This window comes from Paenibacillus dendritiformis (genome assembly GCF_015845845.1).
GTDB classification, from domain to species: domain Bacteria; phylum Bacillota; class Bacilli; order Paenibacillales; family Paenibacillaceae; genus Paenibacillus_B; species Paenibacillus_B dendritiformis_C.
The window spans coordinates 24,589-40,883 of the sequence record NZ_LDIG01000131.1 but is presented as its reverse complement, the minus strand read 5'-3'; the positions used below and the strand labels follow the sequence as shown (position 1 = coordinate 40,883).

The 16,295-nt window shown below is 56.3% G+C and carries 13 protein-coding genes; all 13 read left to right on the top strand.

The window, feature by feature from the left end:
- Window positions 1-116 precede the first annotated feature (116 nt).
- The 13 genes from pnp to ABD76_RS11800 all read left to right on the top strand — a co-directional run bounded on the left by pnp (window position 117) and on the right by ABD76_RS11800 (window position 16,162).
- Entirely contained in the window at window positions 117-2,318 is a 2,202-nt protein-coding gene (pnp, locus tag ABD76_RS11860; protein ID WP_197257117.1) for a polyribonucleotide nucleotidyltransferase, read from the top strand.
- Between the two features lie 164 nt (window positions 2,319-2,482).
- The gene (locus tag ABD76_RS11855) at window positions 2,483-3,487 is read left to right on the top strand and encodes a polysaccharide deacetylase family protein (RefSeq protein ID WP_420901941.1); all 1,005 of its coding nucleotides are present in this window, start codon (window positions 2,483-2,485) and stop codon (window positions 3,485-3,487) included.
- Window positions 3,488-3,546: 59 nt separating this feature from the next.
- Complete coding sequence (locus ABD76_RS11850; protein WP_197257113.1) at window positions 3,547-4,821, top strand: insulinase family protein; 1,275 nt, start codon at window positions 3,547-3,549, stop codon at window positions 4,819-4,821.
- The gene (gene dut / locus ABD76_RS11845) at window positions 4,790-5,248 is read left to right on the top strand and encodes a dUTP diphosphatase (protein ID WP_197257111.1); all 459 of its coding nucleotides are present in this window, start codon (window positions 4,790-4,792) and stop codon (window positions 5,246-5,248) included. Before ABD76_RS11850 ends, dut begins: the two co-directional genes overlap by 32 nt.
- 183 nt (window positions 5,249-5,431) lie before the next feature.
- Window positions 5,432-6,334, top strand: a complete 903-nt coding sequence (dpsA, locus tag ABD76_RS11840) for a dipicolinate synthase subunit DpsA (protein ID WP_168181016.1) — start codon at window positions 5,432-5,434, stop codon at window positions 6,332-6,334.
- Entirely contained in the window at window positions 6,331-6,921 is a 591-nt protein-coding gene (locus ABD76_RS11835; RefSeq protein ID WP_197257109.1) for a dipicolinate synthase subunit B, read from the top strand. Before dpsA ends, ABD76_RS11835 begins: the two co-directional genes overlap by 4 nt.
- Before the next feature lie 90 nt (window positions 6,922-7,011).
- A complete protein-coding gene (locus tag ABD76_RS11830; protein ID WP_197257107.1) occupies window positions 7,012-8,052 on the top strand; it encodes an aspartate-semialdehyde dehydrogenase in 1,041 nt (346 codons plus the stop codon).
- A 73-nt stretch (window positions 8,053-8,125) separates the two neighbouring features.
- The gene (gene dapG, locus ABD76_RS11825) at window positions 8,126-9,343 is read left to right on the top strand and encodes an aspartate kinase (protein WP_197257100.1); all 1,218 of its coding nucleotides are present in this window, start codon (window positions 8,126-8,128) and stop codon (window positions 9,341-9,343) included.
- 53 nt (window positions 9,344-9,396) lie between these two features.
- Window positions 9,397-10,269, top strand: a complete 873-nt coding sequence (dapA, locus tag ABD76_RS11820) for a 4-hydroxy-tetrahydrodipicolinate synthase (RefSeq protein ID WP_197257098.1) — start codon at window positions 9,397-9,399, stop codon at window positions 10,267-10,269.
- Window positions 10,270-10,493: 224 nt separating this feature from the next.
- Window positions 10,494-12,170 carry a ribonuclease J gene (locus ABD76_RS11815; RefSeq protein ID WP_197257096.1) on the top strand — a complete coding sequence of 559 codons (1,677 nt, stop codon included), beginning with the start codon at window positions 10,494-10,496 and terminating at the stop codon, window positions 12,168-12,170.
- A gap of 185 nt (window positions 12,171-12,355) precedes the next feature.
- Window positions 12,356-13,180: a ClpP family protease gene (locus tag ABD76_RS11810; RefSeq protein ID WP_197257094.1), complete on the top strand. Its 825-nt coding sequence runs from the start codon at window positions 12,356-12,358 to the stop codon at window positions 13,178-13,180.
- The gene (locus ABD76_RS11805; RefSeq protein WP_197257092.1) at window positions 13,180-13,389 is read left to right on the top strand and encodes a YlzJ-like family protein; all 210 of its coding nucleotides are present in this window, start codon (window positions 13,180-13,182) and stop codon (window positions 13,387-13,389) included. Before ABD76_RS11810 ends, ABD76_RS11805 begins: the two co-directional genes overlap by 1 nt.
- A 175-nt stretch (window positions 13,390-13,564) precedes the next feature.
- A complete protein-coding gene (locus tag ABD76_RS11800; protein ID WP_197257090.1) occupies window positions 13,565-16,162 on the top strand; it encodes a DNA translocase FtsK in 2,598 nt (865 codons plus the stop codon).
- Window positions 16,163-16,295: the final 133 nt, after the last annotated feature.

Sequence of the window (16,295 nt, the reverse complement as noted above, 5' to 3'; positions counted from 1 at the left end):
TGATCTGCGGATTGTTTCCGGGCTCGGGCATCCCCCTTGTTTTTTAAGCCGGGATGCAGGAGATAATGGTAGGTGTAACGAAGATAACATATGCGTAGAACTTAAGGAGGGATCCGATGAACCGCATCGAGATGGAACTTGGCGGAAGACCGCTTGTACTCGAGACGGGACGCTTGGCGAAGCAAGCCAACGGCGCCGTCAAGGTTCAATACGGTGACACGGTCGTGTTATGTACCGTGACCGCTTCGAAGGAACCAAAAGATTTAGACTTTTTTCCTCTAACCGTAAATTATGAAGAGCGTCTGTATTCCGTGGGCAAGATTCCCGGGGGATTCATCAAGCGGGAAGGACGTCCGAGCGAGAAGGCGATCCTGGCAAGCCGTCTCATTGACCGTCCGATTCGTCCGCTGTTCCCGGAAGGCTTCCGCAATGACGTTCAGATTGTCGATCTCGTCATGAGCGTCGATCAGGATTGCTCGCCGGAGATAGCGGCCATGATTGGAACGTCCGCTGCGCTGTCGATCTCCGATGTGCCGTTCAACGGCCCGATCGGAGGGGTTATCGTCGGCCGGATTGACGGTCAATTCATCATTAACCCTACCGTGGAGCAGGAAGAGAAGACCGATATTCACGTCACGGTCGCAGGCACGAAGGATGCGATCATGATGGTCGAAGCGGAAGCGAACGAAGTGCCGGAAGAAGTGATGCTGGAAGCGATCATGTTCGGCCACGAAGCGATTCGCAAGATTGTCGACGTGATCGAGCGCTTTACCGAGACGGCCGGAACGGCGAAGATGGAGGTCAAGCTCCATGCCGTTGACCCTGACGTCAATGCCGCGGTGCGCGCATTTGCGCAGGAGCGTCTGGTGGAAGCGATCCGCATTCCGGAGAAGCATGCGCGCCAGGATGCGATCGACGCCATCAACCAGGAAGCGGTCGAGCATTTTGAAGCGCAGTATATCGAGTCGCCTGAGCTAATGGATGATGTGAAGGAGACGCTGTACGACATTGTCAAGGAAGAAGTGCGCCGCTTGATTACGCATGAGAAAGTGCGCCCGGACGGCCGCAAGCTGGATGAGATTCGCCCGATCGAGTGCGATACGAGCCTGCTGCCGCGCACGCACGGATCAGGCCTGTTCACGCGGGGCCAGACGCAGGCGTTGAGCATCTGTACGCTGGGCGCGCTGGGCGATGTGCAGATTCTGGACGGCATCTCGCTGGAAGAATCGAAGCGCTTCATGCATCATTATAACTTCCCGCCGTTCTCCGTAGGGGAAGCTCGTCCATTGCGGGCTCCGGGCCGCCGCGAGATTGGACATGGCGCTCTCGGCGAACGCGCGCTGTCCAAGGTGATTCCGCCGGAGTCGGATTTCCCGTACACGATTCGTCTCGTCTCCGAGGTGCTGGAATCGAACGGCTCCACCTCCCAGGCCAGTATCTGCGCGAGCACGCTGGCGATGATGGATGCGGGCGTTCCGATCAAAGCCCCGGTTGCCGGCATTGCGATGGGACTTATCAAGGACGGAGAGCATTTCTCGATTCTGTCCGATATTCAAGGGATGGAAGACCATCTCGGAGATATGGACTTCAAAGTGGCAGGAACCGCTGAAGGGGTTACCGCCATCCAGATGGATATCAAAATCGACGGCATCGACCGCAGCATCTTGACGCAAGCCTTGGCGCAAGCACGCGAAGGGCGTCTGTTCATCCTGGACAAGATGCTTCAGGTCATCGACAAGCCGCGCGAGACGCTGTCTCCATATGCGCCTAAGATTTTGATCATGCAGATCAATCCGGACAAAATCCGCGACGTTATCGGGGCGGGCGGCAAGGTGGTCAACAAGATCATCGACGAGACCGGCGTCAAAATCGATATCGAGCAGGATGGCCGCATCTTCATCGCATCGCCGAATGAAGAGTCCAATATCCGCGCCCGCGATATGATCGAAGCGATCGTCAAGGAAGTCGTCGTCGGCGAGGTATATACCGGAACGGTGAAGCGCATCGAGAAATTCGGCGCGTTCGTGGAGATTCTTCCAGGCAAGGAAGGGCTCGTTCATATCTCGCAAATGGCGGCCGAGCGCATCGCGAAGGTCGAGGATGTCGCTTCCATCGGCGATAAGATCGAAGTCAAGGTGGTCGAGATTGATCAACAAGGCCGCATCAATCTGTCGCGCCGCGTACTGCTTGAACCGGCACAGCCGGAAGGGGCGGGGAATGCAGACGGAAGCGGAGCGGAGCGACCGCGCAGCGGGGGACGCCCGCCGCATGGAGGATCGCGTCCAAGAGGGCCGCGTCCGCCACGGCCGCAATCGTAATCAAGAAAAACAGCATAGATACAAGGAAAGAGGCAGACTGGTTTCTGGCTCTTTTTTTGCGTTTATGTTTTTAATTGGTTTAAGCCACCCTCGCTTTCCGCCGCATAACTAAGTCCGATTTGGCATAGAATCAGAAGGACAAAATGTGGAAAGGAATGGACTCAATGCGGCCAGTCATGCGAAAATGGATGTTTATCATCGCTGCTTTCATAGGGGTGCTATATATCGGAACGGGAACGGAGGCCGGATCTTTCATAAAAGAGCGCAAAGCCGCGCTCGCCGTCAGCCAGGCGTATCAGGCGAATGGGGCGGAAGCGCTGGAGCAGCGCCCGCTGCGGGAACGGATTGCGAAGGAAGCCCAGAGCAAATATATCGCGCCGATCGACGCGCGAATCGACCGGGTCTGGAAAGCCATTCCGGGGTATAACGGGCTGGAGGCGGATCTCGAGCGAACTTACGAAGCCAATAAATCGAAGCCGGCGGACGCCGAAATTACATGGGTTATGCGAGAAATTCCGCCGCGGGTGACGCTCGATCAATTGGGGCCGCAGCCGATCTATCGCGGCAACCCGAACAAGAAGATGGCCGGGCTGATGATTAATGTCGCTTGGGGGAACGAGCATATCGAACCGATGCTGGCGACGCTGAAGGAAGAAAAAGTGAAGGCGACGTTTTTCTTCGACGGAAGCTGGCTGAAAAAAAATCCGGAGATGGCGAAGCGGATACAGGAGGAAGGGCATGAGCTCGAGAATCATGCTTATTCCCACCCCAATATGAGCGAGCTGAGCGCGGGCTTGCAGGCCCAGCAAATCGAGAAAACGAAGCGCCTGCTGGAGACGACCCTTCAAGTGAAGAATAAATGGTTCGCCCCTCCATCCGGCGACTTCAACGCGCTGACGGTTCAAACCGCGCATGCGTACGGCTTGAAGACTGTCCTCTGGACGGTGGACACCGTCGATTGGAAACATCCGAACCCTTCCGACGTCATTCGCAAAATCGACGCGAACGTCGAGCCCGGCTCTCTCATCCTGATGCATCCTACGCCTGCCTCCAAGGCCGCGCTGCAAGGAATCATCCGCACGATTCGCCATAAAGGCATTTTGCCCGGAACGGTCAGCGAGACGCTCTCCGAGAAGCGGCTCGACTTGGAGTCGGTTGAGCCGCGTTAAGTTTTTTGGTAGGATTAGAAGGGCAACAAGGATTGAACTTCGGATGAGGAGGATTGCCGGTGGAGAAAGCGCAGTTAAGTAACGGCCTGCGGGTCGTTATGGAAAAAATACCAACCTGCCGTTCCGTATCATTCGGCATTTGGGTGAAGACCGGTTCACGCAATGAGAATGAGACGACCAACGGTATTTCTCATTTTATTGAGCACATGATGTTCAAAGGTACGGAGCGGTTCGATGCCAAGGCGATCGCGGATTCGTTCGACGCAATCGGAGGGAATGTGAACGCATTTACTTCGAAGGAATATACGTGCTACTATGCCAAAGTGCTGGATGAGCATCTCCCGATAGCCGTCGATGTGCTGTCGGACATGTTTTTCCGTTCCGCTCTACAGGCCGAAGAGCTGAGCAAGGAAAAGAACGTCATACTCGAGGAAATCGCAATGTATGAAGACACGCCCGACGATACGGTGCATGATCTCGTCACGCGTGCCGCTTTTGGCGGTCACCCGCTCGCGTATCCGATCCTCGGGACGAAGGAACGTCTGGAGCCGATGGGGTCTGCCGATTTGCGCCACTACATGCAGGAGCACTACACGATTGAAAATACGGTGATCGCCGTGGCGGGCAACTTCGATGCCTCTCTGTTGGAGCTCCTGGAGAAGCATTTCGGGCATTTCCGCAATTCCCGCCCGTCTCACCGGGTGTCGGCGCCGATATTCGACGGGAGCTCGATCTTCCATCAGAAGAAGACCGAGCAGAATCATATTTGCTTGAGCTTGCCAGGCTGCTCCATGACCGATCCGCGGCTCTATGCCATGATCTTATTGAATAACGTTATCGGAGGCGGCATGAGCTCTCGCCTGTTCCAGGAGATCCGCGAGAAGCGGGGCTTGGCCTATGCGGTCTATTCCTATCATTCGTCTCATGCCGATTGCGGACTGTTCACCATCTATGCGGGCACGGCGCCGAAGCAGACGCAAGACGTGCTGGACATAACGCTTGAGGTGCTTGGCAATCTCGCAGCGCACGGTCTCACGCAGGACGAATTGACGAAGGGCAAGGAGCAGTTGAAAGGAAGCTTGATTCTGGGTCTGGAGAGCACCGGCGCCCGGATGAACCGGTTGGGCAAGAACGAGTTGATGCTTGGCCGGCACTATACATTAGATGAAATCATTGCGCGCATCGAAGCGATTACGATGGATGACATTACATATGTTTTATCCCGCATGCTGTCCGAGCCGTTTGCCGCGGCCATGGTTGGAGCGAACGATCGCGCAATTTCGGCTTTCAGGAGGGATTACTTTGTTACAGCAAGTCCATCAGGTTCAAATTAAAAAATTGCCCGGCAATGAAGACATTCCGCTGCCGCAGAAGATGTCCGACCTGGCGGCAGGCTTCGATCTGTATGCGGCGGTAGAGGAGCCGCTCACGCTGGCGCCCGGCCACCGCGCCTTGGTGCCCGCCGGATTCGCGATGGCGATGCCGCCCTATTTGGAAGCGCAGATTCGCCCCCGCAGCGGGCTCGCCTTCAAGCATGGCATCACCTGCCTCAATTCCCCGGGAACGATTGACGCGGATTACCGCGGCGAGGTGAAGGTGCTGCTTGTCAATCTCGGACAGCAGCATTTCACGATTGAGCGCAATGAGCGGATTGCGCAGATGGTGTTCCAATTCGTGCCGCCGATCGAACTGGCGGAGGTCGATGAGCTGTCCGATACGACGCGCGGCGAAGGCGGCTTCGGCCACACCGGAACGAAATAGGTTGCCAATGCAGTCACTCTTACGGGGTGGCTGCTTTTTTGATCGCACGGACCAGGCCGGACGGCCGGCTGCAGCCTGCCTGCGGCAGCAGAACATTCCTTCCTGGGTCTGCTGGGTGCACCTTTTTTGGGCTCGCGAATAAGATGTTCTATACACTGCGGGGATAAGGAGTGAACGGCAAGCATGTTAACCGGAGTTCAAGTGGTGTTCATCGGCGGCGACGCCCGGCAGCTTGAGATTATTCAGAAGCTGTCTGAGTTGGATGCCACCGTTATTCTTGTAGGCTATGAACAGCTGCAAAATCCGTTCCACGGCGTCCAGCGCCAGCCGTTGACACCGGAGCTGCTGAGAAAGGCGGATGCGGTCGTCCTGCCGGCGGTCGGAACGGATGACAAAGGCAAGGTTCATGCCATATTCACGTCGGAAGAGCTGGTGCTGGCGGAGGAGCATGTGGCCGCCTTGCCGGAGCATGCCGTGCTGTTTACCGGAATGGCGAAGCCGTATCTAAGCAAGCTGTGCACGAAATACCGGCTGAAGCTGTTCGAGCTGTTCGACAGGGATGACGTGGCGATATATAATTCGATTCCGACGGCCGAGGGCGCCCTGATGATGGCGATTCAGCATACGGATATTACGCTGCACGGCTCCGAGTCGGTCGTGCTCGGCATGGGAAGGACCGGGTTTACGATGGCGCGGACGCTGCTTGGCGTCGGAGCGCGGGTGCGGATCGGGGTAAGGCGCAACGAGCATTTCGCCAGGGCGACGGAGATGGGGTTCAATCCTTTCTATATAAGCGATTTGGCGCGGGAAGTGTCGAACATCGACTTGCTTTTTAATACGATACCGACTATGATAGTCACAGCGCAGGTCATTGCCCAAATACCCCATCGCGCGGTCATTATCGACCTGGCCTCGATGCCTGGAGGCGTCGACTTCCGGTTCGCCGAGAAGCGCGGAATCAAGGCGATGCTGGCCCCGGGATTGCCGGGGATCGTGGCGCCGAAGACGGCGGGACGCATCTTGGCGCAGAGCATTTCACAGCTGCTGCAGGAGTCCATGGTGGAACGGGGGATTATAGGGCAATGAATTATAAGGGAATCACGGTAGGTTATGCGCTGACGGGATCTCACTGCACGTTCGAGGAAGTGATGCCCCAGATTCAGCGGTTCGTCGATGCGGGAGCGCGGGTCATTCCTATCGCTTCGAATACGGTGATGACGACGGACACCCGGTTCGGAACATCCGAAGGGTGGCAAAAGCAGTTGAAAGAAATAACGGGGAATGATATTATTTCTACGATTGTGGAGGCAGAGCCGCTTGGCCCGTCCAAGCTGCTGGACGTCATGGTTATCGCTCCTTGCACGGGGAATACGACAAGCAAGCTGGCGAACGCGATGACAGACAGTCCCGTCCTGATGGCCGCCAAGGCCCAGATGCGCAATCAGCGTCCGCTCGTGCTGGCCATCTCCACGAATGACGGCCTGGGGTTGAACGCGGCCAATATCGCCAAGCTGCTGGTGGCGAAGAACATATACTTCGTTCCATTCGGGCAGGATAATCCGGTGCAGAAGCCGAATTCGCTGGTCGCCCGCATGGATCTCGTGCCTGAGACCTGTCTGGCGGCGCTGGAGGGGAGACAGCTTCAGCCGGTGCTGGTGGAACGTTGCCAATGAACATAACTTAGTGGATCATCTGCCGAGGGGCGCTTGCGAGTATCCCTCGACAGATTGATATAGACGATGGCAAGAGGGGAGAAACGACATATGACCAATCAGAAGCGGTATAACGTTGCAGTAGTCGGCGCAACCGGTGCCGTAGGGGAACAGATTATCAAATTGCTGGAACAACGTCAATTTCCCATTGAGACGCTGACGTTGCTGTCCTCCGCCCGCTCCGCCGGAACGAAGATTGCATTCAACGGCAAGGAGATTACGGTGCAGGAAGCGAAGCCGGAGAGCTTCGAGGGGATAGATATCGCCTTGTTCAGCGCAGGCGGCGACGTGTCGAAGGCGCTTGCTCCGGAAGCGATTAAGCGGGGAGCGGTATGCATTGACAACACGAACGCCTTCCGCATGGATCCGAACACGCCGCTCGTCGTTCCTGAAGTGAACATAGACAAAGCGGCGGAGAATCAGGGCCTCATTGCCAATCCGAATTGCTCCACTATCCAGATGGTTGTCGCGTTGAAGCCGCTCTACGACCGGTACGGCATCTCCAAAGTCATCGTCTCGACTTACCAAGCCGTATCCGGAGCGGGAAGCCGGGCGATCGACGAGCTGCAGCGGCAGACGAAGCAAGCGCTGGAAGGCCGGGACGTGAATCCGGACATTCTTCCGGTGGGCTCCTTGCCGGTGAAGCACCAGATTGCCTTCAATGCGATTCCGCAAATCGATAAATTCCAAGACAACGGCTTTACGCTTGAAGAAATGAAGATGATTCGGGAAACGAAGAAAATTATGGGGGACGAAGACATACAGGTTACGGCGACATGTGTGCGGATCCCTGTCGTATACGGTCATTCCGAGTCCGTATATGTCGAGTTGAAAGAAGACTTCCAGCTTGATGAAGTCAAAGAGCTGCTGGCCAACGCCCCGGGCATTACATTGGTAGACGATCCGGAAGCTCAACAATACCCGCTGGCGACCGAATGCGCCGGGAAGCCAGACGTATTTGTGGGCCGGCTGCGCAGGGACCTGAACGAACCGCGCGCTCTCAACATGTGGATTGTATCCGATAACTTAATGAAAGGCGCTGCATGGAACGCGGTTCAAATTGCTGAACATATCGCGTCGGAGCGGCCATAGGCAGGCTGCTCCTGCCTTTTTTGTCTATCGGCACGTTATCTGGCAGTCAGTCTTCATGGTTGGAGGAAACGCTATGCGTATATTAGTACAGAAATTCGGCGGCACTTCTTTGTCTACCGCCGAAGCGAGAGAAAGAGTAGTTCATCATATCCGGCGGGAGCTTGATCGAGACTACCGCCTTGCCGTCGTCGTCTCCGCGATGGGAAGACGGGGTGAGCCTTACGCAACCGACACTCTGCTTGATTGGATGCAGGAGAACGGCAGCGAGCTGCCTCCGCGGGAGCGGGATTTATTACTGTGCTGCGGTGAAATTATCTCGGCCACGACTTTGTGCGGACTGCTCCGCCGGCACGGCATCTCGGCAACCGTACTGACCGGAGCCCAGGCCGGCTTCCGGACGGATCGCCAATTCGGCAATGCCCGCATTCTGGACGTATGTCCCGAGCGGGTTGTCGAGAGCTGGAACCATGCCGATGTCGTCATCGTCACCGGCTTCCAGGGCCAGACCGATGAGGGCGATATCACGACCCTTGGCCGGGGAGGAAGCGACACGTCCGCCACGGCGCTGGGTGCGGCGCTGCATGCGGAAATTGTCGATATTTATACCGATGTAAACGGCATATTGACCGCAGATCCGCGCTTGGTGGAGGATGCCAAGCCGCTCTCGGTCGTAAGCTATACAGAGATGTGCAATCTGGCTCATCACGGGGCCAAAGTCATTCATCCGCGCGCGGTCGAGATCGCGATGCAGGCTCAGGTGCCTGTCCGCGTCCGCTCCACCTTCAGCGAAGACGAGGGAACGCTCGTCACTCATCCGGAAGGCTTTCATGCGGTGGAGACGGCTTTCGTCGATCGCTATGTGACAGGGATTGCTTATGTGAGCAACGTAACGCAAATCTCGGTGGAAGCAGAGGCCGGAATCTATGATTTGCAGCTCAAAGTTTTCAAGGCGATGGCCCAAAATCATATTAGCGTAGACTTTATTAATGTTACCCCGTCAGGCGCCGTTTATACGGTGTTCGATACCGATGCCCCGAGAGCGCGGGAGGTGCTGGAGGAGATGGGCTTTGCGCCCAAATTCCTGTCCGGCTGCGCCAAAGTGTCGGTTATCGGCGGCGGGATCAACGGCGTGCCGGGAATTATGGCCACGATCGTGGAAGCACTGACGGAGCAAGAGATACAGATACTGCAATCCGCCGATTCGAATACGACGATATGGGTTCTCGTAAGGAAGGAAGATATGGTTCGGGCGTTGCGGGCGCTGCATTCCAAATTCCATCTGGAGCGGTGATGCAGGATGCCTTCCAGGCGTTGATCTGAAGTTGCATGAGGAGGAGTCTAACAGTGGAGTTCGGAAGATTGATAACCGCCATGGTCACCCCGTTCGATGCCAACGAACGGATTCATTGGCCTGAAGTGGAACGTCTGATTCATGATTTGATTGAGGTGCAGCGGAACGACAGTCTCGTCATATGCGGAACGACGGGGGAATCCCCGACCTTGACCGATGATGAGAAGGTGGAGCTGTTCAAGTTCGCTGTGGAAAAGGCCGCCGGACGCGCCCGGATCATTGCCGGCACAGGCAGCAACAATACGGCCCACTCGATTCATCTGACGAAGCTGGCCGAGGAAGCCGGCGTCGACGGCGTGCTATTGGTCGCTCCTTACTATAACAGACCGAATCAGGAAGGCTTGTACCGCCATTTCAAGGCGATTGCCGAATCGACGAAGCTGCCGGTCATCCTGTATAACGTCCCGGGGCGGACCGCCGTAAGCCTGTCCGTCGAGACCACGCTTCGGCTGGCGGAGATACCGAATATCGTCGCGACGAAGGAATGCGCGTCGCTGGAGCAAATGACGCTGATCGTCGATGGCGCGCCGGAAGGGTTCTATGTGTACAGCGGCGACGACCCTCTGACGCTGCCGCTCCTGGCCGTGGGCGGCCACGGCATTATCAGCGTGGCGAGCCATCTAGTCGGCGCCGAGATGAAGACGATGATCGAAGCGTATCTGAACGGGGATAATGCGGAAGCTGCCCGGCTGCATCGCCGCTTGTACCCTGTCTTCAAGGGGCTGTTCCATTGTCCGAACCCGGTTGCCGTCAAGTACGCGCTTCAACTCCGGGGCTATCATGTCGGCGGGGTGCGTCTGCCGCTGGTGGAGCCTTCCGAGAGCGAGGCCGCCTTTATTCGCGAGCTGGTTGAATCGCTGGATTGAGGTGTCATTTTTAAAAAAATAAATGAACGGTTAGAGGAGCCGATGCCTTGCGGGGCATCGGTTTTTGCTTTTCGGAGACAATAGGGCTGGATAATCGCTGACTTGTGTTTTTCACTTTTGTTCATGTATAATGAAAATCAAGTGACTGGGTGCGGTATAATTTTGAAATGAAAGATGTTCATTGGTTGACGGCCAACTGAATATAGTAGGAGGTTAAGATCCACTTGTCGAAGAAAAACACCGCTGATAAATTATCTATCTTCGCATTGGGCGGCGTGGGCGAAATCGGGAAAAATATGTACGTCGTCCAATACGGAAACGATATCGTCGTCATCGATGCAGGGTTGAAGTTCCCGGAAGAAGATATGCTCGGAATTGATATTGTCATTCCGGATATTTCATATTTGACCGATAATCGTGATAAAGTAAGAGGAATCCTCATTACGCACGGACACGAGGACCACATCGGAGGTCTTCCCTATGTACTGAAGCATCTCAATGTGCCTGTCTACGGCACTCGCTTGACGCTCGGCTTGATTGAGAGCAAGCTGCGCGAAGCCAATCTGCTGGGCGAGACGAAGCGCGTTCTGATTACGGCAGATTCCGAAGTGCAGCTCGGAACGATCCGGGCGACGTTCTTCAAGACGAACCACTCGATACCGGATTCGGTGGGGGTATGTCTGGAGACGCCGGAAGGCAATGTCGTCCACACGGGCGATTTCAAGTTCGATCATACGCCGGTTAACGGGCAATATGCCGATCTGCAGCGCATGGCCGAGATCGGGAGCAAGGGCGTGCTTGCCCTGCTGTCCGACAGCACGAATGCAGAGCGTCCAGGCTATACGCCTTCGGAGAGCAGCGTCGGCGTTGTGCTGGAGGAAATTTTCCGCAGCGCCCAACAGCGCGTCGTCGTGGCGACGTTCGCTTCCAACATTCACAGGATACAGCAGGTGATTGAGGCAGCCCATGCGACGAACCGGAAGCTGACCGTGGTAGGGCGCAGCATGGTCAATGTCGTTACGATCGCTTCGGAACTCGGATATTTATATGTTCCGGACGGCATGCTGATCGAACCGGATGAAGTGAACAAGATGGCTGCTGACCGGGTAGTCATTCTGTCAACCGGCTCCCAAGGCGAGCCGATGTCGGCCCTGACGCGGATGGCGCGTTCGACTCACCGCAAGGTTGATATTTTGCCGGGAGACACGGTCGTTATTGCCGCTACTCCGATTCCAGGGAACGAGAAGTATGTCGGACGAACTATCGATGAATTGTCCCGCTTGGGTGCGCATGTCATTTATAGCGGCATGAGAGCCGGCGTGCACGTATCCGGACACGGCAGCCAGGAAGAACTCAAGCTCATGCTCAATTTGATGCGGCCAAAATATTTCATTCCGATTCACGGCGAATACCGGATGCTGAGACATCACGCCCAGCTTGCGGAGTCGGTCGGAATTGAGAAAGAAAATATTTTCATTACGGACATCGGAGATACCGTCGAGATTCAGAATGGCGTCGCCCGGCGCGGCTCGAAAGTGCAATCGGGATACGTGCTCATTGACGGACTCGGCGTCGGCGATGTCGGCAATATCGTATTGCGCGATCGCAAATTGCTCTCGCAAGACGGCATTTTGGTCGTCGTGGTCACCTTGAGCAAGCAGGATGGAACGATTCTGTCCGGCCCGGATATCATTTCTCGCGGATTCGTCTATGTCCGTGAGTCGGAAGGCCTTCTGGACGAAGCCAATCGTATCGTCACCTCGACGCTTCATAAGCTGATGAACGAGAATGTGAACGAGTGGGCTTCGCTGAAGACAAACGTGAAGGATGCGCTTGGCCGGTTCCTGTACGAGCAGACCCGCCGCCGTCCGATGATTCTGCCTATTATTATGGAAGTATAATAAGTAGGGACGAGAATCCCAGTCACCAGTTATTCTCGTCCCGCTTATTTCAAGGAAAGCTGACATCCCTGTCTCGGCGGGGCTGTCAGCTTTTTTGCATGCCGGGGGAGGGGAACGGGGCATAACGCCGGAAGGAGTTGCGCAACCTATGACGGCACCCACTAGACCACATGGAGGGAATACAGATGCCTGATCCGAACATACATCTTTATCAGCCGTCGCTGCATCAGAATGAGGCGCCGCCCGACGGAACCAATCCATCCGGTGCGAACACCCCGCCCCCTGTCGAGAATATCCAGCAGTTGGGCACCGCTTCCACTCCGTCGCCGGGGGAATCGAATATTTATTGCCTGAATATTATCGGGCAGATTGAAGGACATGTCGTGCTGCCGCCTCAAAATAAAACGACGAAATACGAGCATGTCATTCCGCAGTTGGTCGCCGCGGAGCAGAATCCCAAAATCGAGGGCGTCCTGATTATACTGAATACAGTGGGCGGAGACGTCGAAGCGGGATTGGCGATCGCGGAAATGATCGCCTCGATGTCGAAGCCGACCGTCACGCTCGTACTGGGCGGAGGGCACAGTATCGGCGTGCCGATAGCCGTTGCCTCGCAGATGAGTTTTATCGCAGAGACGGCCACGATGACGATTCATCCCATCCGGTTGACCGGGCTTGTCATCGGCGTGCCGCAAACGTTTGAATATTTGGATAAAATGCAGGAGCGAGTCGTCAGGTTCGTCACATCCCATTCCCGCGTATCCGAGCATAAATTCAAGGAATTGATGTTCACGACGGGAGAGCTGACCCGGGATATCGGGACGACGGTGATCGGGCACGATGCGGTGCGCTACGGGCTGATCGATGAGGTGGGCGGAGTCGGAGCGGCCCTGCGCCATCTCAATCGTCTGATTGACGAGCGTAAATTGAATAAAAACGCGGCGCCTGGAAACGGAGCAACGATGCCGCCTCATGTCCAGCAGCCGCCATTCGAGGGGGGCCCGGTCTGATGCTCCATTCAATCATTCCAATGGAAGAAATATGGAGAGGCTATGAGAAAGAACCCCGCTTCTTCGAGATGAAGCGGAACGGACGGACGCTGCTCGTCGAAGCGGTCGATGCCAAAACGGTCCGAGTCGAACGGCTGCTGCAGGAGCAGGATATCCAAGATTTCCTTCAACCCGAATATATGCCGGGCACGATGATCTCTCTCGGATGAGACGGCATCGGGGACGGAAGATGACAAGCACGCTTCATGTTCGGAGCGTGCTTGCGCCTGTTCCGAGGCGGAGCCGCCGAGCACATAAAAATGGATTCCGCCTGCCGCCCCTCTTCATTCCAGATAGTAAGAACGGTTGTTCTGTGATATAATGGATCGATGGAGGTGAGCGCATTTGCCACGGAGGAAGAAAAAAAAGGCGTCCTTCAGCAAGAGTCTGAAATATGAAATCTACGGTATTCTAATGATAACATGTTCGGTCATTGCCCTTGCAGGCGGCGCGGCATTCGGCCGCTCCTTGTCCAAGATTGCGGGCATGCTGCTGGGGAAATGGTACTTTATTATACCGCTTGTGTTCATATATATCGGACTTGCCGCTATGATCAAGCGACAGTGGCCTTCCGGCTGGAATCCTCGGAAGACGGGGCTGCTCTGCATCATACTGGCTCTGACGATGATAAGCACCGTCAATACGGTGGAGCAGCGCATACTTCCCGGCGCGGAGGAGGTTCGCGCGGGCATCATTTTTCAAGACATACATAACGCGTTGAAAGTGGAATTGCTGCAGTCAACGGACACCGGCACGGCAGGGACGATGCTGCAAAAGGATATAAGCGGCGGTTATATCGGGGCGGCGTTATATTGCGTCCTGTTCGTGCTGTTCGGCAGTCTGGGCACGAAGCTGCTGACGATCGTGCTGCTGTTCATCGGCTTCATGCTGGCGACCCAGTTGTCCTATGTCGAGCTGGTCCGCTTAATACGAACCCAGATCAAGAAATGGGCGGCCATTATCCACAAAAAGCGCAAAGCGCGGCTCAATGAGCGCAGGGTGGCCGAGAGCAAGAGCCGGCCTGACGCGAAGGCGAAGCGCTCGCGCGATCGAATTCCTGATCCGGTGGAAGAAGAGGATGAGGATGAGGACGGCCCTCCGCGCCGGAAAAAGGTTCCTGTGTTCGTTCAATTGTTCGGCGGCAAGCGCCGGAACGATATGGAGGACGAAGAATATGCCGAAGATCCGGCTGTATTCACGGCTGGAGCTCCGAGCGCGATTCCAATCCATCAGGAGACGGAAGAGCCGCCTGCTGGCGACGGTGCGGAGGAAGCCGCGCCGCTGTTCCGCGATTTCACCGCCCAGCAGTCATCGGATGCGGCCGGCTGGCACAATGAGGAGGCCGATGAAGATGGCTCCCATGAGCTTGACCCTGTCCATCCGCAGGGCGGCGGTCAGTCGAACGGGGACGAGGAGACTGTCCCGGATTCCGCCCCGGCGGATGCCGGACACGAAGCGTTGGACGCAGATGATCCGGATGCGGCCGCCGCACCGCCTGCGCCGGTCAAGAAGCCGCCGAAGCCGTACCGGCTCCCATCCTTCTCTCTGCTGGCGAAGCAGCAGAGCGCCGGGAAGGGCGGCGAGCATTCCGACTTCATGCAGACGGCACGCAAGCTGGAGGCGACGCTGGAGAGCTTCGGGGTCCGCGCCAAAGTATTGGAGGTGGTGCGCGGACCTGCCGTTACGCGCTACGAGATTCAGCCCGATATCGGCGTCAAGGTGAGCCGCATCGTCAGCTTGTCTGATGATATCGCCCTTGCCCTAGCGGCGAAGGATATCCGGATGGAGGCGCCGATTCCGGGGAAATCGGCCATCGGCATTGAGGTGCCGAATAATGAAGTGTCGGTCGTGACGATGCGGGAAGTCATGGAGACGCCAACCTTTACCGAAGCGCCTTCCCGGTTGTCCATCGCCCTCGGCCGCGATATTTCCGGGATGCCGATCGTCGGCAATCTGGCGAGGATGCCCCATTTGCTGGTCGCAGGAGCGACCGGCTCAGGGAAGTCGGTCTGCATTAACGGCATTATTACAAGCATTCTGTACAAGGCGAAGCCGGACGAGGTCAAGTTCCTCATGGTCGACCCGAAGATGGTCGAGCTGAATGTGTATAACGGCATTCCGCACTTGCTTGCGCCGGTCGTCACCGATCCGAAGCGGGCGTCGCTTGCCCTCAAAAAAATCGTTGTCGAGATGGAGAAGCGCTATGAGCTGTTCTCCAAATCCGGAACGCGCAATATTGAAGGCTACAATAAGCTGATGGCGGAGCAGCCGCATATGCTGCTGCCGTACATCGTCGTCATCGTGGACGAGCTGGCCGATCTGATGATGGTCGCCGCGAACGATGTAGAGGACGCGATCTGCCGCCTTGCCCAGATGGCGCGGGCAGCGGGGATCCATCTTATTATCGCGACCCAGCGGCCCTCGGTCGATGTCATCACCGGGCTTATCAAGGCGAATATTCCTTCCCGGATCGCCTTCGGGGTATCATCGCAGGTCGACTCGCGAACGATTCTCGATTCCGCCGGAGCGGAGAAGCTGCTCGGACGGGGAGATATGCTGTTCCTGCCGGTGGGCGCTTCGAAGCCGGTTCGCGTCCAGGGCGCCTTCTTGTCCGATCAGGAGGTGGAGGCGGTTGTCACGTATGTGAGCAGCCAGGGAGAAGCGGAATACAACGAAGAGCTTGTTCCCGAGCTGGATGAGAACGGAATGGCTTCGGATGAGCCGGTCGATGAATTGTATGATCAGGCTCTGCAGATTGTGCTGGAGGCTCAGCAAGCATCGGCCTCGCTGCTGCAGCGGCGGATGCGCATTGGCTATAATCGAGCGAGCCGGTTGATTGATTATATGCATATGCAGGGAATTATCGGGCCGCATGAAGGAAGCCGCCCGCGCGAAGTGCTCATGACGCTGGAGCAATTTGAACAGAGCAAGCTGTCCTCTTAAGGCGGATGGCAACAAGATTTTTATTCCTTACAAGACGCTGCGGCGTCTTTTTTTTGCAGCCGGAAAAGGTCGTCAACCATGTCCCCGCGGGAGCGCCGAAGCGGCAAGGTGAATAGAAAATGCTTGGTTTTCT